Source organism: Streptomyces sp. NPDC031265 (genome assembly GCF_055570295.1).
The window spans coordinates 458631-475984 of record NZ_JBVIHM010000002.1; the positions used below are offsets into that span (position 1 = coordinate 458631).

Consider the following 17354-nt stretch of genomic DNA (forward strand, 5'->3'; position numbering starts at 1 on the left):
GATCTTCCCGTCTTCAACTGCCCGCCCTAACCTCTCGGTGCACCGCCCCCCACATTCCCCCCCTCACCGGAGGTACCGCCGTGTCCGGCTGGTCCATACCCCGCCGCCGTACCCGCACCGCCCTCTTCTCCGCCGTCGGCCTCGCGGCCGCGTCCGCCGGCCTGTGGGCCGGGCTCGGCGGCACGTCCGCCGCCTCGACGACGGCGACCGTGCCCACCCCCGACCACACCGTGGTCGTGGTCTTCGAGAACCACGCGTACAACCAGGTCATCGGCAGCTCCAGCGCCCCCTACATCAACTCGCTCAAGAGCGGCGGCGCCAACCTCACGCAGTCGTTCGGCGTCACGCACCCGAGCCAGCCCAACTACCTCCAGCTCTTCTCGGGCAGCAACCAGGGCGTCACGGACGACAGCTGCTACACCCCCGGCTTCAGCTCCGCGGCCAACCTGGGCTCCGAGCTGATCGCCGCGGGCAAGACCTGGGGCAGCTACAACGAGACCCTGCCCAGCCAGGGCTCCACCACCTGCAGCAGCGGCAAATACGCCCGCAAGCACAACCCCTGGTTCGCCTTCAGCAACGTGCCGACCTCCACGGCCAGGACGATGACCCAGTTCCCCACCGACTTCACCACACTGCCGCAGGTCTCCTACGTCGTGCCGAACCTGTGCAGCGACATGCACGACTGCTCGGTCTCGACCGGTGACACCTGGCTGAAGAACAACCTGAAGGCGTACGCGGACTGGGCCAAGACCCACAACAGCCTGCTCGTGGTCACCTTCGACGAGGACAACCGGCTCGCGGGCAACAAGATCGCGACCGTCCTCTACGGCCAGCAGGTCATCCCGGGCTCGTCGTCCTCGACGACGTACAACCACTACAACGTCCTGCGCACGATCGAGGACATGTACGGCACCACGCACGCCGGTCAGGCCGCCAACGCCTCGGACATCACGGGCATCTGGGCCTCCTGACGTGTACGTAGCAGACAGCCGCAGCACTCCCGCGGCCCCCGCCGCCCGGCTCACCACCGGGCGGCGTCCCGCCCGCCGCCCGGCCGCCACCCCTCAACGAGGCCCTTCGGGCCGCCCCTTCCAGTCAGTGGCCCCGACCGTGCTCGCGCTGGGCGCGGTCAGCCTGATCACCGACGTCTCCTCGGAGATGGTCACCGCCGTCCTGCCGCTCTACCTGGTCACCGGCCTCGGTCTGTCGCCGCTCGGCTTCGGCCTGCTCGACGGCGTCTACAACGGTTTCAGCGCGCTCGTCCGGCTCATCGGCGGGCACCTGGCCGACCGGGGCGGGCGCCACAAGGCCGTCGCGGTCTTCGGCTACGGCCTGTCCGCGGTGTGCAAACCCCTGCTCCTGGTGGCGGGTTCGCTGCCGGTGATCGGCGCGGTGCTCGCGGCCGACCGGACCGGCAAGGGGCTGCGCACGGCGCCGCGCGACGCGATGATCTCGCTGGCCTCGGCGCCCGAGGCGCGCGGGCGGGCGTTCGGCGTGCACCGCGCGATGGACACGGCGGGCGCCCTGCTCGGGCCGCTGGCAGCGTTTCTGATCCTCCGTCAAGCGGTGGACGGCTACGACGCCGTCTTCACGGTGAGCTTCTGCGTGGCGGCGGTCGGCGTCCTCGTCCTGGTGCTGTTCGTCCCCGCGCGCACCGCCCCCGAACGGGCCCCCGACGCGCCGCGCGCCTCGCTCAAGGCGGCCCTCGCCCTGCTCGGCGAGCGCGAGGTGCGCCGACTCGCCCTCTGTGCCCTGCTGTTGGGCCTGGCCACGGTCAGCGACTCCTTCGTCTACCTCCTGCTCCAGCGGCGCCTGGACGTGCCCGACCGCTGGTTCGCGCTGCTGCCGCTCGGGACGGCGGCCGCCTTCCTGCTGCTTGCCGTCCCGCTGGGCCGCCTCGCCGACCGGGTGGGCCGCTGGCAGGTCTTCCTCGGCGGCCACGCGGCCCTGCTGTGCGCGTACGCCCTGCTGCTGCCGGGCTGGCGCGGCGCGGCGCTCCCGTACGTCGTCCTCGCCCTGCACGGCCTGTTCTACGCGGCGACCGACGGCGTCCTGATGGCCGCGGCGGCGGGCGCCGTCCCGGCCGAACTCCGCTCCAGCGGGCTGGCGTTGATCCAGACCGGCCAGGCGTCGGCCCGCTTCGTCTGCTCGATCGCCTTCGGCGCGGCGTGGACCGCGTGGGGCGACCGCACAGCCCTGGCCACGGCGGCCGTGGCGCTCGCGGTGTGCGCGGCGGGTGCGGTTCTCCTGCGCCCGGCGGACACAGCCCGGATCGAGGGAAGGCCCGCATGACCCTCCGCAGCAAACTGATCGTCCTCGTGACGGCCCTGGTCGTCCTCGCGGGCGTGGCCACCGCGTCCGTGCTGCACGCGGCGGGCCGCGAGGACCGCAAGAACCGGGAGCAGGCGGGCGGCCCGCCGGTGAAGGGCGGCCAGGTCTCGCTCGCCCCGGACTCCGGCCGCCGGATCGTCTTCCGCAACATGGCCTGGGGCCCGCACCGCGACGAGCTCGCCACGGTCCCGGCCGCCGTTCCGTCGGGGCCGCGCACCGCCTCCGGGGTCAAGTGCCTGCGCTTCTACGCCGCCGCCGGGACCGGGGTGTGCCTGCGGGCCGAGCGGGGCGCGGTGCAGGACGGCTACCGGGCGGTGATCCTGGACGCGCGGCTGAAGGAGCGCGCCCACTACAGCCTGCCGGGCATCCCGACCCGGGCGCGGGTCTCCCCGTCCGGCCATCTGGCCGCCTGGACGGTCTTCGTGGGCGGCGACTCGTACGCGGGCACCGACTTCTCCACCCGCACGGCGATCCTGGACACCCGCACGGGCCGGCTGACCAAGACCCTGGAGGACTTCGCGATCGAGCGCGACGGGCACCCGTACCGCGCCTCCGACGTGAACTTCTGGGGCGTCACCTTCGCCGACGACGAGCACTTCTACGCGACGATGGCGACGGGCCAGAAGACCTATCTGGTCCGCGGCGACCTCCCCGCCCGCAAGGTCACCACACTCCGCACCAACCTGGAGTGCCCGTCCCTCTCCCCCGACGGCACCCGCCTCGCCTTCAAGAAGCGCGTCCCCGGCCTCCCGGCGGACGCGCCCTGGCGCCTGTACGTCCTGGACCTCACCACGATGCACGAGACGGCCCTGGCGGAGCCGCGCAGCGTGGACGACCAACTGGTCTGGCAGGACGACAGGACGGTGACGTACTCCCTGCCGGGCGACTACGGGGCCGACCTGTACACGCTCCCGGCGGACGGCACGGGGAGCCCGCACCGGCTGCTGACCGCAGGGCTGGCTCCGGCGTTTCTGGGCTGATCCCGGGGGCGGCGGGGCCGTACAGCCCCCCGACGCACGCCATCCATACGGACACGGGGGCCAAGGATGGCAGCGGCGCCGGGGGTGCGGGAAGAGCGGGGCGGTCAGTCCTTGTGGAAGCGGTACGACTCCCGCTCCATCTCGCGGACCTCGACCATGACGTGCAGCCGGCGGCCCTCCGGGGCCGTCGCCTGCTTGAGGGCGATGTCGCGGACCGTCTCGGCGAGCTTCTCGCGGGCCTCCCGGGTGCGGCCGGTGAGGATCGAGAGCTGGATGAAGAGGGCGTCGAGGTTCTCGTCGCCCTCGCCGAAGTACGACTCCTCTATCCGCCGGAAGCGGGTCTTGAAGGCCACGGCCGGGGCGTCGACGATGCCCGGCGCGGCGGCGTGCACCTCGCGCGCGAAGGCCTGGCGGTCGAAGGTCTCGGCGAGACCTTCCGAGTACTCGACATGGACGAACGGCATGCTCAATCCTCTGGTCGCACGGCGGGACCGGCTGGCTCCCAGCAGCCGCAACCGGCCGCCGCCGGGCGGTATTCCCCCGGCCGCCGGTCCCGGACGCGCCGGGAGGCCCGCCCCACGCGCCCGGGCGGGCCTCCCGTACGTACCTCAGGACGGCTGGACCAGCCCGATGACGTTGCCGTCGGCGTCCTTCACCGACGCCGTCAGCCGGCCGCCGCCGACGTCCTGGACGTCCTGGATCGACTCCGCGCCGGCTTCGAGCAGCGTCTTCACGGACTTCTTGATGTCGTCGACGTGCCAGTACGGGACCGGCCCCGTCATCCCCTTGCCGTGGCCGTTGGGGTCGAGGCCCACTTCCTGGCCCCCCGCGTTGAACTGCACGTAGTACGGCTCGTCCATCACGGGATCGGCGCCCAGGAGCCCGCCGAACAGGGCCTTCGCCCGGGCGATGTCCTTGACGGGATAGATGATCGTCTTGAGGCCTTGGGTCATGGGAGTGCTCCTCGCAGTGCATGGCGCGGGACGGCTTCCGACCGCCCCTGCCATGACATACCCCGACGGACCGACCCGCCCGCCCGGCTCACCCGAATGCCCTACCCCTAAAGGACGGGCAGGTTCTTCCGCAGCTCGAACGCGGTGACCTCGGAGCGGTACTCCTCCCACTCCTGCTTCTTGTTGCGCAGGAAGAAGTCGAAGACGTGCTCGCCGAGCGTCTCGGCGACCAGTTCGCTGCGCTCCATCAGCGAGATCGCCTCGCCGAGGTTCTGCGGCAGCGGCTCGATGCCCATCGCACGCCGCTCGGAGTCGGAGAGCGCCCAGACGTCGTCGTCGGCGCCCGCAGGGAGCTCGTAGCCCTCCTCGATGCCCTTGAGGCCGGACGCGAGGAGCAGGGAGTACGCCAGGTACGGGTTGCAGCCGGAGTCCAGGGAGCGGACCTCGACGCGGGAGGAGCCGGTCTTGCCGGGCTTGTACATCGGCACGCGGATCAGCGCGGAGCGGTTGTTGTGGCCCCAGCAGATGTACGAGGGGGCCTCGCCGCCCGCGCCCGCCGTGCGCTCCGAGCCGCCCCAGATGCGCTTGTAGGAGTTGACCCACTGGTTGGTGACGGCCGAGATCTCGGCGGCGTGCTTGAGCAGGCCCGCGATGAAGGAGCGGCCGACCTTGGAGAGCTGGTACTCGGCGCCCGACTCGTAGAACGCGTTCCGGTCGCCCTCGAAGAGGGAGAGGTGGGTGTGCATACCGGAGCCGGGGAACTCCGAGAACGGCTTCGGCATGAACGTCGCCTGGACGCCCTGCTCAAGCGCCACCTGCTTCATGACCAGGCGGAACGTCATGATGTTGTCGGCCGTGGAGAGCGCGTCGGCGTAGCGGAGGTCGATCTCCTGCTGGCCCGGCGCGCCCTCGTGGTGGCTGAACTCGACCGAGATGCCCATCGACTCCAGCATGGTGATCGCCTGGCGGCGGAAGTCCATGCCGACGTTCTGCGGGGTGTGGTCGAAGTAGCCGGAGTTGTCGGCGGGCACCGGGCGGGTGCCGTCCAGCGGCTTGTCCTTCAGCAGGAAGAACTCGATCTCGGGGTGGGTGTAGAAGGTGAAGCCCAGGTCCGAGGTCTTGGCGAGGATGCGCTTGAGGACGAAGCGCGGGTCCGCGAAGGACGGGGAGCCGTCGGGCATCAGGATGTCGCAGAACATCCGCGCGGTGCCCGGGGCCTCCGCGCGCCACGGCAGGATCTGGAACGTGCTCGGGTCCGGCTTGGCGATCATGTCGGACTCGTACACCCGAGCGAAGCCCTCGATGGCCGACCCGTCGAAGCCGATGCCCTCGTCGAACGCCTGCTCCAGTTCGGCAGGAGCCACCGCGACCGACTTCAGGAAGCCGAGCACATCGGTGAACCACAAACGCACAAACCGGATGTCACGCTCTTCGAGAGTACGGAGCACGAACTCCTGCTGCTTGTCCATAGCCACATCCTTGCAGTTCAGACGGTCTGTGCACCACCGCCCGGGCATGAGGGGGAAACATCAGTATCAGGGCCCGGGATTACCGCCACATTACGCACCCGCTATGACCTGCGGCACGTCACCTCCCCACAGTCGCACCGGGTGCCGCCCGGGGCGAGGCTGTGGGGGATACTCACTCCTCGTCGCATGCAGAAACGTCCCCGCAACGGTCGATTACGGCCACCGGGCACGGACCCGAGTACTGCCAACGAGTACGTCTATGGAGAACCGCAGGATGACCGGCACCCAGATGGAGCCCCCGGATACCGTCGCCGCCCAGCCTGCGAGGGAGCCTGCCGTCCGCCGCTGGCGTGCCTGGCTCCTGGACGGCCTGTCCGAGAACTCCGCGCGCCACCCCGGCCCGCACGGCACCCCGCCGCAGGAACACAAGGGCCACACGTGGTGGCGGGTGATGTGCCTGACGGGTGTGGACTACTTCTCCACCCTCGGCTACCAGCCCGGCATCGCGGCCCTCGCGGCCGGACTGCTCTCGCCGATGGCCACTCTCGTACTGATCGCGCTGACCCTGCTCGGCGCGCTGCCGGTCTACCGGCGCGTCGCCAAGGAGTCCCCCAACGGCGAAGGCTCCATCGCCATGCTGGAGCGGCTGCTGCCCTGGTGGGCGGGGAAGATCTTCGTCCTGGTGCTGCTCGGCTTCGCGGCCACCGACTTCATGATCACCATCACCCTGTCGGCGGCCGACGCCTCGGCCCACGTGGTGGAGAACCCCTTCGCCCCCGACTGGCTGCACGGCTCCAGCCTCTGGATCACGCTGGCTCTGGTCGCCGCCCTCGGCGCGGTCTTCCTCAAGGGGTTCAAGGAGGCCATCGGCGTCGCCGTGGTGCTGGTGGCCGTCTATCTGACGCTCAACCTGGTGGTCCTCGCCACCGCCGTCGGCAAGATCGCCACCGAGCCGGTGGTGGTCGACGACTGGTGGCACGCGGTGAGCGCCGAGCACTCCTCGCCGCTGGCGATGGTCGGCGTGGCGCTGCTCGTCTTCCCCAAGCTCGCGCTCGGCATGTCCGGCTTCGAGACGGGCGTGGCGGTGATGCCGCAGATCACGGGGGACGCCTCCGACACGTACGCCAAGCCGTTCGGCCGCATCCGCGACACCCGCAAGCTGCTCACCACCGCCGCCCTCGTCATGAGCGGCTTCCTGCTGGTCTCCAGCCTCGCCACGACGATCCTCATCCCGGAGGCGGAGTTCAAGACGGGCGGCGGCGCCAACGGCCGCGCGCTCGCCTATCTCGCCCACCAGCACCTGGGCGAGGCCTTCGGCACGGTGTACGACGTGTCGACCATCGCGATCCTCTGGTTCGCCGGGGCGTCGGCGACGGCCGGGCTGCTCAACCTCGTTCCGCGCTATCTGCCGCGCTACGGCATGGCCCCGGAGTGGACCCGCGCGGTGCGCCCGCTGGTGCTGATCTTCGTGGCGATCGCCTTCTTCATCACCTGGTGGTTCGACGCCGACGTCGACGCGCAGAGCGGCGCGTACGCGACCGGGGTGCTCGTCCTGATGCTGTCGGCGTCGTTCGCCTCGACCGTCGCCGTACTGCACCGGGGCAGGCGGGCCGCCGCCCTCGGGTTCGGCGCCATCACCGCCGTCTTCGCGTACACCCTGGTCACCAACGTCATCGAGCGGCCCGACGGTCTCAAGATCGCACTGCTGTTCATCCTCGCCATCCTGCTGTCGTCGTTCGCGTCCCGGGTGCACCGGGCGTTCGAGCTGCGGGCCACCGAGGTGACCTTCGACGAGGCGGCGAGCCGGTTCATCGACGAGGCGGCCGCGAGCGGGCCGCTGCGGCTGATCGCCAACGAGCCGCAGGAGCACAGCACCCGGGAGTACCGCGCCAAGGAGTACAGCCAGCGCGAGGAGACCCACATCCCGGACGGGCGGCCGGTGCTGTTCCTGGAGGTGTTCGTGCAGAACTCCTCGGACTTCACCACCGAGCTGACCGTGCACGGCGACGAGAAGCACGGGGTGCGCAGGCTGCGGGTGGAGGGCGCGGTGGTGCCCAACACCATCGCGGCGGTGATGATGAAGCTGCGCGAGCGCACCGGCGAGGTGCCGCACGCGTACTTCAACTGGACCGAGGGCCACCCGCTCAGCCATCTGCTGCGCTTCCTGGTCTTCGGCGACGGCGAGGTCGCCCCGGTGACCCGCGAGGTGCTGCGGCGCGCCGAACCGGACCTGAAGCGGCGGCCGCGCGTCCACGTGGGCTGACCTCCGGGTCCGGGCCCGGCCGCCGACGGAACCGCCCCACACGGCTGCCCGGGCCGTGGCGGCCCGGTGGCCGGGTGGCCGGATCTTGGCCGACCCCGCCCTGCCGCGCGTCGCGCTCCCTCGCTTAGCATCTGCGCCTATGGGGGGAGTGCGACGCCTTCGCATCTCACGTCCTGTGGCGCTGGTGAGCGCCATGGCGACGCTCCTCGGCGCGCTCTTCCTCTGCCTCACCGCGGGCGGCGGGGCGAGCGCCGACCCGGCCCCCCGGGCACACCACGCCATGCCGGTGAGCGGCGCGGCGCAGTACAGCTGTCCGTACGACCGGGGCGACTGCGGGCTCTTCCCGCACGCCGACCCGGCCGTGCTCACGGCGCCGTCGCCGATCGACACCTCGGCGCCGGGGGCCGGACATGCGGTGCGGGCCGCTGCGACCTCGCCCGCGGGGGCGCCTGCGCCGTCCGGGGCTCGGCCCCGGGCCCCTGACCTTCATGTCCTTCAAGTCCTGCGGACGTAGCTCCGCTGGTTGTGCGGTTGTTTGGCTGCGGACCGTCTTGGGCTGGTCGCGCCCCCAAGCTCTCGACTGCGCTCGAGCAGGGGGGACCCCCATCGCGGCGGAGCCGCACATGACACAGCCCCGCGCCCCTGAGCGGCAACGGGCCTCGCGGGGTCCGAAGATCCTCCCCCGACTCCCCCATCACCAGAAGGACTTGAGCCCCCATGGCCACCAAGGAATCGAAGAACTCCCGCCAGGCGCGGATAGCCGAGATGCGCCGCGCCGAGCAGGCCCGCGAGCGGCGCAACAAGATCGTCGCCGTCACCGTGTCGGTGGCGATCGTCGCCGGGCTCGTCGGCGTCGGCGCGTACCTGCTGAACAAGCAGTCCGACGACAAGGACAAGCAGCAGGCGCAGAAGGCCGCCGATGCCAAGGCGACCATCGCCGGCGAGAAGGACTGGGACCCGAAGAAGCTCGGCCGCAACCACGTCACCAAGACGGTGTCGTACCCGATGAAGCCGCCGGTCGGCGGCGACCACAACCAGGTGTGGATGAACTGCGGCGGCGTCGTCTACAAGAAGGCGCTCCCCGACATGAACGCGGTGCACTCGCTGGAGCACGGGGCGGTGTGGGTGACGTACAACGACAAGGCGCCCGCCGCCGATGTGCAGAAGCTCTCCGACAAGGTCTCCAAGACGCCGTACTCGCTGATGAGCCCCTACCAGGACCAGGCCGGGGCGATCATGCTCAGCGCCTGGGGCAAGCAGGTCACCGTGACCAGCGCGGACGACCCGCGGGTCAACCAGTTCTTCGCCAAGTACGTGCAGGGCGCGCAGACGCCGGAGCCGGGCGCGGCGTGCACGGGCGGGCTGGACCAGAAGTGAACCGCACCTACTGGGCCTCCCTCGCGGCGGTCGTGGCGGCCCTGGTGTTCGCGACGGTGGCCACGGTCGCGAGTGCCACCGGCGGGGACTCCGAGCCGGCCGAGCACACCCCGGTGGCGGCCTCGGCGGACGCGGGATTCGCGCGCGACATGGCCGTCCACCACCAGCAGGCGGTGGAGATGTCGTTCGTCGTGCGCGACCGCACCAAGGACGAGGAGGTCCGCCGCCTCGCGTACGACATCGCCAACACCCAGGCCAACCAGCGGGGCATGCTGATCGGCTGGCTCGACCTGTGGGGGCTACCCAAGTCCGAGCCGGACCGGCTGCCGATGGCCTGGATGGGCATGGGCAGCGAGCCCGGCGCGGACGGCGCGCTGATGCCCGGCATGGCGACCAACACCGAGCTCGACCGGCTGCGCGCGGCCGACGGCAAGCAGTCGGAGATCCTCTACCTCCAGCTGATGACCGAGCACCACAAGGGCGGTATCCACATGGCCCAGGGGTGCGCCCAGCGGTGTACGACCGGGGTGGAGCGCGCTCTGGCGCAGGGCATGGTCGACTCCCAGCAGTCGGAGATCGACCTGATGGCCGGGATGCTGAAGGCGCGGGGGGCCACCCCGCGTACGTAACGCGGTGAGCGGCCCCGGGCCGGGCGGTGTACACAATCCGCCCGAGTCGGCATTTCAGTCACCAAAAGAACCCAAGTCCCACCACCCCGGCGGGACTTGGGTTTCTCTTGGGACTCGCATGTCCCCCGCATGAACCGTTCCTCACCAGAGTGACGCTGTGCATGTGCAGATCAAGTGCGCATGCCTCCCAGGTGAAGAGCCTCATGCAGGGGGTCACATTGAGAACCAGCCGCACCAGGCGGCGTGCCGTGAGCATGGCAGCGACACTGCCTCTGCTCGCCGGCGCGCTCGCTCTCGGCATACCGTCCGCCCACGCGGCGGACCCCGTGCCGTCCGGGCGGGCCGCCCTCACGGGCACGAAGCCCGCGTGGGCCACCGGCGCCGCCGACCAGGGCGCCACGGCGACCACGAACAAGCTCGACGCGCGGGTCTACCTCGCGGGCCGCGACGCCAAGGGCCTCGCCGCGTACGCCGCGGCCGTGTCCGACCCGCGCTCGGCGTCGTACGGGAAGTTCCTTGAGCCCGCGCAGACGCAGCGGCGCTTCGGGGCGACCAAGGAGCAGATCGCGGCGGTCACCGGCTGGCTGAAGTCGGCCGGGCTGACCGTCACGGGCACCAACCAGCACTACATCTCGGTCTCCGGCGACGTCGCCGCCGCCGAGAAGGCGTTCGCCACCCCGCTCCACAACTACCGCAAGAGCGGGCGCACTTACCGCGCCCCGGTGAAGACCGCCTCCGCGCCGGGCGCGCTGGCCGACGCGGTGCTCACCGTGACCGGTCTGGACAACGCCCCGCACAAGGCGACGCACCACGAGACGCTGCCCGCGCCGGGCCCGGCCTTCAAGAACTCGGGGCCGTTCTCGACGTACTACGGCTCGAACATCGCCACCACCCTGCCGGACGCGTACGGCACCAAGGTCCCGTACGCGGTCAAGGGGTACACGGGCAAGCAGCTGCGGGCGGCGTACGGCGCGGGCCGCTACACCGGCAAGGGCGTGACTGTCGCGATCACCGACGCGTACGCCTCGCCGACGATGGCGAAGGACGCCCAGCAGTACGCGCTGCGCAACGGCGACAAGTCGTACAGGCACGGCCAGTACAGCGAGGTGAAGCCCGCCGACTACAACAGCGTGGAGGCGTGCGACGCGGCCGGCTGGTACGGCGAGGAGTCGCTGGACGTCGAGGCCGTGCACGCGGTCGCGCCGGACGCGGACATCGTGTACGTGGCGGGCGCGTCCTGCAACGACCCGGATCTGCTCGACGCGCTGAACAAGGTCGTCGACAGCCACCTGGCCGACATCGTCTCCAACTCGTGGGGCGACATCGAGGCCAACGAGACGCCGGACGTCGCGGCGGCCTACGACCAGACGTTCAAGCTGGGCGCGGTCGAGGGCATCGGCTTCTACTTCTCCTCCGGCGACGACGGCGACGAGGTCGCCAACACCGGCAAGAAGCAGGTCGACACCCCGGCCAACTCGGCGTGGGTGACGGCGGTCGGCGGCACCTCGCTGGCGGTCGGCAAGGGCGACACGTACAAGTTCGAGACGGGCTGGGGCACGCTGAAGGCCTCGCTGGCGGCGGACGGCAAGAGCTGGACAGCCTTCCCCGGCGCGTACACCTCGGGCGCGGGCGGCGGCACCAGCTCGACGGTGAAGCAGCCGTTCTACCAGCGGGGAGTGGTCCCGGACGCGCTGGCGAAGGCGAACGGTTCGTCGCGCATGCGTACGATCCCGGACATCGCGGCGGTCGCGGACCCCAACACGGGCTTCCTGGTCGGCCAGACGCAGACGTTCCCCGATGGTGCGGTGAAGTACGACGAGTACCGCATCGGCGGCACGTCGCTGGCGGCGCCGGTCATCGCGGGCGTCCAGGCGCTGGCGCAGCAGGCCCGTCACTTCCCGATCGGCTTCGCGAACCCGTCGATCTACGCGCGCTACGGCTCGCCCCTGTACCACGACGTCACGGACCACCCGCTGGGTGCGCGTGACCTCGCGGTGGCGCGGGTGGACTTCGTGAACAGCGTCGACGCGGCGGGCGGTCTCGCGACGTCGGTGCGCACGCTGGGCAAGGACAGCTCGCTGCACGCGGTGCGCGGCTACGACGACGTGACGGGCGTAGGCACCCCGTCCCGCGGCTACGTGGCGTCTTACGGCTGGCGCCGTTAGCTGTTCGCTGGGTGCGCTGTCGACTGCGGGCCGTCTTCAGCTGGTCGCGCAGTTGCCCGCGCCCCTTGGCAGTACGCCTGCCCCGGGACCGGATTCGGTTCCGGGGCGGGTTTCTTGCCGCGCCGGGGTCGGAAGGGGTAAGGGCGGCCTCCCCGGGGGATCCGCCCCGGACCCCGCGAAGCCGATCGAACCTCGGTGGCTCAGCCGAGGTAGGGCCGATCCCGGTGCTCCAGGTAGTGCGTCAGCCGTAGCCGCTGGGTGTGGTGCATGGGCAGCACGTCGAAGTCGTCGGGCGGGACGTAGCGCAGCTCTGTCGACTCGTCCGACATGGCGAGCTTCCCGCCGACCACGCGTGCCGTGAAGACGACGGCGAACTGCCGGCGAACTTCTCCGTCGCTGTACGCGATGATGTGCCGGGGGTCCGTGTACATGCCGACCAACCCCGTGATCTCCACGTCCAGGCCCGTCTCTTCCTTGACCTCCCGGACGGCCGTACCGGGCAGCGAGTCCCCCATGTCCATGGCTCCACCGGGAAGCGCCCACAAGTCGTTGTCCCGGCGCCGCTGGAGCAGGATGCGTCCCTGGTCGTCCGTGACGACGGCAGAGGCGGCAACGACCAGGCTGTCGGGCTTCGGTGCGTTCGGGTCGTCGTAGTACTCGGTCCGTGCCATGCGATCACCCTTCCACGGGGCGGGCCATCTCCCATACGGCGTTGAAGCTCTCCGCGTAGGTGTCGAACATGCCCCCGCTCCCGTGGCGCCGGAGATGCCATACAGGCGCACCATAGGCGTTCACGCCCCATACGTGGGCGTTGACCAACACCTGGTCGTCAGCGCGGTACACGCTGTTGTAGAGCGTAGTCGCGTGGGTTCGCAGCTCGATGCCGGGTACCTCCAGCAAGAGCCGGTAGTGCATGAGTGCCAGACGGCAACGGCTCTCGATGCCGTGGCCGAACTTCTCTTCCTGACCGCGCTGTTGAACGTCTGCACTGTCGGCGTCGCCCAGGGCAATCCGTACTGAGCACCCTCCGGCCGCACCCTCTCTGAGCAAGTCATTCAATCGGGGGTAGGCCTCGTGAAGGAACACGGCGGCGTACACCAACACGTCGATCTGCTCCCGTGCCGTCGCAAGGAGATCCACGTACACGGACACCGGCACGTCCGCCCGCTGGCCGTACAGCGCCACGAGTTCCGGGCTCACGGCCCGTGCGGGGGCGCGCGTACGTCGAGCTTGGCGCACTGCGCATGGGCTCTGCTGTGAAGCTGTGCGAGGCGCTGACGCTCGCACAGGAGAGCGCGACACCCGTACTGCCCGCCGACGCATTCGGCTGACCAAGACTCCTATACCGGCGCGTCCGCCCTTTGTTCGCTCGGTACGGGGCAGCGCTGCCCGACGGGACAAGCCTTGAAGAGACCACGACCGCCGGGCGGGACAGAACCCCTACTCTGGAACTTCGGTCACGGGCGGGGTGGGGGAAACCGCCCTCAGGATCGTCTCCGCCACCACCCCCGCCGCGTCCAGCATCACCAAGTGCCCCGCCCCCTCCGCCACTTGCAGGTCGCCCCGCAGCGTGTCCGCCAGGGCACGTTGGCGGGCGAGCCACGACGGGCCGCCGGTGGCGGCCGCCAGGACCGTCACCGGGATCGGGGGCAGGGGGAAGAGGTCGCGGAGGGTGAGGAGTTCCGCTGCCACCGGGCGGTAGCGGGCGTTCTCCAGGAGCAGGCCCCGCCACAACCGGGAGGTGCGGTAGCAGCGGCGGACCAAGGCGCGCGGGGCCGGGTCGGCGCCGCCCGTGCGGGAGAGGCGGACCGTGGCCCGGCGCAGCAGCGGGCCGAGCGCCGCCGGCAGACCCGCCGCCGCCAGCACCGCCCCCGCCACCCGCGCCGACACCACCCGCGTCCCCGCCGCCACCGGCACCCTCGCCTCCGGCTCCACGCTGGAGTCCACCAGGACGAGCGCGGCCGTGCGGTCCGGGTGCAGCCGGGCGTACGCCTCCGCGTGGAAGCCCGCGATCGAGTGCCCCACCACCGTCACCGGCCCGGAAACCCCCACCGCGTCCAGCACCGCCGCGATCCGGTGCGCCTCCCCCGAGGCCGTCGGCGGCGCCACCGCCGGGCCGGAGAGGCCGTGGCCTGGGCGGTCGAAGCGGACCACCGTGCGGTGGGGGGCCAGCAGGGCCGCCACCTCGTCCCAGTCGAACCAGGCCATGCCCAGGCCCGCGCTGAGCAGCACGGGCGGACCGCTGCCCGCCACCACCACATGGTGCGGCACCCCGTCGATCCGTACGAACGTCATACTCGATTCTCGCGCGCGACCGCGTACGCGAGCACCCCCAGCCACACCGCCACGAACAGCACCTGCAACCGCTGTCCGGCCCCCAGCGACCAGGTGCCGCGCCCGGCCTCGAACGCGGCGATGGCGGTCAGCGTCCAGACGGTGACGGCCAGTTCGAGCACCACCAGGACCGGCCCGAACCAGGCCGGCGGGGCCCATCGGCCGTAGCGGCGGGCCGCGACGGTGAGCGCCACGACGCCTACCAGCGCGCCTGTCATCGCAACGCTGCTGCTCACCGCGTGCGCGGTGTGCGTGGCCGGGACCAGACCGGCCGTCTCGCGGGCCGCGCACTCGGGGTCGACGGTCGGCGCGCAGCTCAGCGGCAGCCGGGAGTCGGCCACGGTCGCCGCCCCGAACAGCACGAGCCCCGCCCACCCGGCCACCGGCCAGGGCCGCCGGTCGCACCGCCACAGCGCCCCCGCCGACCCGGCGAACACCAGCGCCCCGGCCGTCAGGTCCGTCGCCCGGAAGAGCCCGCCGAGCGGCTGGTCGGCCGCGGCGAGCTCGCTCACATACGTCTGTACGGGGTCGAGACCGGTGTGGACGACCACTTCGAGCACCCACGCGGTGTACGCGAGCGCGCCGAGTGCCAGCAGGACCACCGCGGGCCGGACGCGCGAGGTGGGTACGTCCTCTTCGGCCGCGTCCGTGGTCGTCATGGGGTCATGCTCGCCGGGGCACGCCGGTCCCGCACGTCGGGCGATACCGGGCGGGGGTAAGGTGCGGTCCATGGTGACCGCGAGGAGGACGACGGCGTACGGGCAGCTTCTGCTCTGCGCCGCGCTGCTCTTCGGCATCTTTACGATGCACACGGTCGGGCATCCGACGGAGCACACCGCGCCGACGGCCGGGGAGCACGCCTCGATGGCCATGGCCGCGCCCGCGACGGCCGGTCACCACCGGGCCGCCGCTCCCCGCCACGAGCCCATGCGCGGGATGGACCCCGGTTCCGTGTGTCTCGCGGTGCTCGGGGTGTGGGGCCTCGCCCTGCTCGCCGTACGGCTGCTGTCGGCGCGCGGCCGGACGCCGGGCGCGACCGCCGGACGCGGCCGGATCCCGCGGCCCCTGTGGCCCAACCCAACCCCTCCCTACGGGAGTTCCGTCGCCGCCTTGTCGGTGCTGCGGCAGTAGGAGCGCGCGAAGCAGGACACGCGCCCCTACTTTTCCGCATGCCCACACCACGAGGTGCACCCAGTCATGTCCGCACACCCCACCCGCCGCGCCGCGCTCGGCGCCACCACCGCCGTCGCGGGCGGCGCCCTGCTCGCCGCCTGCTCGGGCTCCGGCTCCATGGACGGCATGGACGGCATGGACCACGGCTCCAAGTCCTCGGCGACTCCCGGCGGCTTCGTCGACCCCACCGGTCCCGAGGTCGTCGCCGCCGAGGCCCTGCGCGGCTCCGGGCCCGTCCGGAACGTCCGGCTGACCGCCACCGCGACCCCGCTCGACCTGGGCGGCGGCCGTACGGTCCGGTCCTGGGCGTACGGCGACCGGCTGCCCGGGCAGGAGGTGCGGGTCACCGCGGGCGACACGCTCGCGCTCACCCTCGCCAACCACCTCCCCGAGCCGACCTCGCTGCACTGGCACGGCCTCGCCCTGCGCAACGACATGGACGGCGTGCCCGGTCTGACCCAGCGGCCTGTCGCGCCGGGGGCGTCGTTCGCCTACCGGTTCGCCGTCGCCCACCCCGGCACGTACTGGTTCCACCCGCACTCCGGCGTCCAGCAGGACCGCGGTCTGTACGCCCCGCTGATCGTCGAGGACCCGAAGGAGCCGCTGGCGTACGACCGGGAGTGGGTCGTCGTCCTGGACGACTGGGTCGACGGGGTGGACGGCTCGACGCCGGACGCGGTGCTGGCGGAGCTGAGGGGCGGGATGGGCAGCGGAGGCGGCATGGACCACTCCGGCCACGACATGGGAGACATGGGTGGCGTGCCGACGCGGACACCCCCCGCCGGTCCCTCCCGCATGCTCATGGGCGCCGGCAGCGAGCTGCTCGGCGGCGACGCGGGCGACGTCGCGTATCCGTACTACCTGGTCAACGGCCGTACGCCGCAAGCTCCTTCCTCCTTCACGGCCAAGCCGGGCGAGCGCATCCGGCTGCGGATCGTCAACGCGGGCGGCGACACCGCGTTCCGGGTGGCGCTCGGCGGCCATGAGCTGACGGTGACCCACACGGACGGCTTCCCGGTCCGGCACACGACGGCGGACGCGCTGCTGCTCGGCATGGGCGAGCGATACGACGTGCTGGTCACGGCGGGCGACGGGGCGTTCCCGCTGGTGGCGCAGGCCGAGGGGAAGAAGGCGGCGGCGCTCGCGGTGCTGCGCACCGGTGGCGGGGCCGCGCCCACCGCCTCCGTACGTCCCAAGGAGCTGACCGGGCGGCTGGTCACGGCCGACCGGCTCGCGCCGGACGCGTCCGTGGCGCTGCCGCCGAAGGCGCCCGACCGGACGGTGAGGCTGACGCTGACCGGCGGGATGGCGAAGTACGACTGGGCCTTCGACGGGAAGCCGTACCGGCCGGACGCGCGGCACCCGGTGAGCGCGGGCGAGCGGGTGCGGATGGTCTTCGCCAACACAACGTCGATGTGGCATCCGGTGCATCTGCACGGCCACACGTTCGCGCTGGCGGGCGGGGCCGGCGGGGCTCGCAAGGACACGGCGTTGGTGCTGCCGGGGCGGACGCTGACCGTGGACTTCGACGCGGACAACCCGGGGCTGTGGATGGTCCACTGCCACAACGTCTACCACTCGGAGGCCGGGATGATGACGGTCCTCGGCTACCGGAAGTAGCCCGCCGGCGGGGTGGAGCCGGGCGCCGCACGCCCGCTCCACCCCCCATCGCGTCGCTTT

Annotated in this window: 17 protein-coding genes; 10 read left to right on the plus strand and 7 right to left on the minus strand. The window is 71.7% G+C overall.

Annotation, left to right across the window (positions count from 1 at the left end; all coding sequences use genetic code 11):
* Nucleotides 1–80 precede the first annotated feature (80 nt).
* From ACZ499_RS06220 to ACZ499_RS06230, 3 genes are read left to right on the plus strand one after another with little or no spacing between them, the layout of a single operon-like run.
* Nucleotides 81–971 (plus strand): alkaline phosphatase family protein, encoded by an 891-nt coding sequence (locus ACZ499_RS06220; RefSeq protein WP_468405603.1) that lies wholly within the window; start codon nt 81–83, stop codon nt 969–971.
* A gap of 1 nt (nt 972) precedes the next feature.
* Nucleotides 973–2292, plus strand: a complete 1320-nt coding sequence (locus tag ACZ499_RS06225) for an MFS transporter (protein WP_468672762.1) — start codon at nt 973–975, stop codon at nt 2290–2292.
* Nucleotides 2289–3311 carry a TolB family protein gene (locus ACZ499_RS06230; RefSeq protein WP_468672764.1) on the plus strand — a complete coding sequence of 341 codons (1023 nt, stop codon included), beginning with the start codon at nt 2289–2291 and terminating at the stop codon, nt 3309–3311. The genes ACZ499_RS06225 and ACZ499_RS06230 overlap by 4 nt, the downstream gene beginning before the upstream one ends.
* A 104-nt stretch (nt 3312–3415) precedes the next feature.
* On the opposite strand, the gene ACZ499_RS06235 is transcribed toward ACZ499_RS06230, so the two are convergent.
* From ACZ499_RS06235 to ACZ499_RS06245, 3 genes are all read right to left on the minus strand, one after another.
* Nucleotides 3416–3775 carry a 5-carboxymethyl-2-hydroxymuconate Delta-isomerase gene (locus tag ACZ499_RS06235; protein ID WP_468672767.1) on the minus strand — a complete coding sequence of 120 codons (360 nt, stop codon included), beginning with the start codon at nt 3773–3775 and terminating at the stop codon, nt 3416–3418.
* 144 nt (nt 3776–3919) lie between these two features.
* Nucleotides 3920–4264 (minus strand): VOC family protein, encoded by a 345-nt coding sequence (locus ACZ499_RS06240; RefSeq protein ID WP_468405611.1) that lies wholly within the window; start codon nt 4262–4264, stop codon nt 3920–3922.
* A gap of 107 nt (nt 4265–4371) precedes the next feature.
* Complete coding sequence (locus tag ACZ499_RS06245; RefSeq protein WP_371652380.1) at nt 4372–5733, minus strand: glutamine synthetase family protein; 1362 nt, start codon at nt 5731–5733, stop codon at nt 4372–4374.
* Between the two features lie 274 nt (nt 5734–6007).
* On the opposite strand from ACZ499_RS06245, the gene ACZ499_RS06250 reads away from it, so the two are divergent.
* From ACZ499_RS06250 to ACZ499_RS06270, 5 genes are all read left to right on the plus strand, one after another.
* Entirely contained in the window at nt 6008–7996 is a 1989-nt protein-coding gene (locus tag ACZ499_RS06250) for an APC family permease (RefSeq protein WP_468672773.1), read from the plus strand.
* Nucleotides 7997–8189: 193 nt separating this feature from the next.
* Nucleotides 8190–8510 (plus strand): hypothetical protein, encoded by a 321-nt coding sequence (locus ACZ499_RS06255; protein ID WP_468672775.1) that lies wholly within the window; start codon nt 8190–8192, stop codon nt 8508–8510.
* A 203-nt stretch (nt 8511–8713) separates the two neighbouring features.
* Nucleotides 8714–9373: a DUF3105 domain-containing protein gene (locus ACZ499_RS06260; RefSeq protein WP_468405617.1), complete on the plus strand. Its 660-nt coding sequence runs from the start codon at nt 8714–8716 to the stop codon at nt 9371–9373.
* Nucleotides 9370–10002, plus strand: a complete 633-nt coding sequence (locus tag ACZ499_RS06265; protein ID WP_468672778.1) for a DUF305 domain-containing protein — start codon at nt 9370–9372, stop codon at nt 10000–10002. The genes ACZ499_RS06260 and ACZ499_RS06265 overlap by 4 nt, the downstream gene beginning before the upstream one ends.
* A gap of 254 nt (nt 10003–10256) precedes the next feature.
* Entirely contained in the window at nt 10257–12167 is a 1911-nt protein-coding gene (locus tag ACZ499_RS06270; RefSeq protein ID WP_468672781.1) for a S53 family peptidase, read from the plus strand.
* Between the two features lie 200 nt (nt 12168–12367).
* Here ACZ499_RS06270 and ACZ499_RS06275 read toward each other — a convergent pair whose 3' ends face one another.
* From ACZ499_RS06275 to ACZ499_RS06290, 4 genes are all read right to left on the minus strand, one after another.
* The gene (locus tag ACZ499_RS06275; RefSeq protein ID WP_468672785.1) at nt 12368–12838 is read right to left on the minus strand and encodes an NUDIX domain-containing protein; all 471 of its coding nucleotides are present in this window, start codon (nt 12836–12838) and stop codon (nt 12368–12370) included.
* Between the two features lie 4 nt (nt 12839–12842).
* Entirely contained in the window at nt 12843–13490 is a 648-nt protein-coding gene (locus ACZ499_RS06280; protein WP_468672788.1) for an XRE family transcriptional regulator, read from the minus strand.
* A 117-nt stretch (nt 13491–13607) separates the two neighbouring features.
* Complete coding sequence (locus ACZ499_RS06285; RefSeq protein WP_468672790.1) at nt 13608–14462, minus strand: alpha/beta fold hydrolase; 855 nt, start codon at nt 14460–14462, stop codon at nt 13608–13610.
* Entirely contained in the window at nt 14459–15160 is a 702-nt protein-coding gene (locus tag ACZ499_RS06290) for a DUF998 domain-containing protein (RefSeq protein WP_468672792.1), read from the minus strand. The genes ACZ499_RS06285 and ACZ499_RS06290 overlap by 4 nt, the downstream gene beginning before the upstream one ends.
* A gap of 70 nt (nt 15161–15230) precedes the next feature.
* On the opposite strand from ACZ499_RS06290, the gene ACZ499_RS06295 reads away from it, so the two are divergent.
* Both ACZ499_RS06295 and ACZ499_RS06300 read left to right on the plus strand, forming a co-directional pair.
* Nucleotides 15231–15632, plus strand: coding sequence for a hypothetical protein (locus tag ACZ499_RS06295; RefSeq protein ID WP_468672794.1), 402 nt, complete (start codon nt 15231–15233; stop codon nt 15630–15632).
* 66 nt (nt 15633–15698) lie between these two features.
* Nucleotides 15699–17294 (plus strand): multicopper oxidase family protein, encoded by a 1596-nt coding sequence (locus ACZ499_RS06300; RefSeq protein ID WP_468672797.1) that lies wholly within the window; start codon nt 15699–15701, stop codon nt 17292–17294.
* Nucleotides 17295–17354 lie beyond the last annotated feature (60 nt).

What these genes read in the sequence shown, in the direction of transcription:
- ACZ499_RS06230 (WP_468672764.1), top strand. Translation starts at nt 2,289, where the DNA reads ATGACCCTCCGCAGCAAACTGATCGTCCTCGTGACGGCCCTGGTCGTC.
- ACZ499_RS06235 (WP_468672767.1), bottom strand. Translation starts at nt 3,775, where the DNA reads ATGCCGTTCGTCCATGTCGAGTACTCGGAAGGTCTCGCCGAGACCTTC.
- ACZ499_RS06240 (WP_468405611.1), bottom strand. Translation starts at nt 4,264, where the DNA reads ATGACCCAAGGCCTCAAGACGATCATCTATCCCGTCAAGGACATCGCC.
- ACZ499_RS06245 (WP_371652380.1), bottom strand. Translation starts at nt 5,733, where the DNA reads ATGGACAAGCAGCAGGAGTTCGTGCTCCGTACTCTCGAAGAGCGTGAC.
- ACZ499_RS06250 (WP_468672773.1), top strand. Translation starts at nt 6,008, where the DNA reads ATGACCGGCACCCAGATGGAGCCCCCGGATACCGTCGCCGCCCAGCCT.
- ACZ499_RS06255 (WP_468672775.1), top strand. Translation starts at nt 8,190, where the DNA reads ATGGCGACGCTCCTCGGCGCGCTCTTCCTCTGCCTCACCGCGGGCGGC.
- ACZ499_RS06260 (WP_468405617.1), top strand. Translation starts at nt 8,714, where the DNA reads ATGGCCACCAAGGAATCGAAGAACTCCCGCCAGGCGCGGATAGCCGAG.
- ACZ499_RS06270 (WP_468672781.1), top strand. Translation starts at nt 10,257, where the DNA reads ATGGCAGCGACACTGCCTCTGCTCGCCGGCGCGCTCGCTCTCGGCATA.
- ACZ499_RS06275 (WP_468672785.1), bottom strand. Translation starts at nt 12,838, where the DNA reads ATGGCACGGACCGAGTACTACGACGACCCGAACGCACCGAAGCCCGAC.
- ACZ499_RS06280 (WP_468672788.1), bottom strand. Translation starts at nt 13,490, where the DNA reads ATGCGTCGGCGGGCAGTACGGGTGTCGCGCTCTCCTGTGCGAGCGTCA.
- ACZ499_RS06285 (WP_468672790.1), bottom strand. Translation starts at nt 14,462, where the DNA reads ATGACGTTCGTACGGATCGACGGGGTGCCGCACCATGTGGTGGTGGCG.
- ACZ499_RS06290 (WP_468672792.1), bottom strand. Translation starts at nt 15,160, where the DNA reads ATGACGACCACGGACGCGGCCGAAGAGGACGTACCCACCTCGCGCGTC.
- ACZ499_RS06295 (WP_468672794.1), top strand. Translation starts at nt 15,231, where the DNA reads ATGGTGACCGCGAGGAGGACGACGGCGTACGGGCAGCTTCTGCTCTGC.
- ACZ499_RS06300 (WP_468672797.1), top strand. Translation starts at nt 15,699, where the DNA reads ATGTCCGCACACCCCACCCGCCGCGCCGCGCTCGGCGCCACCACCGCC.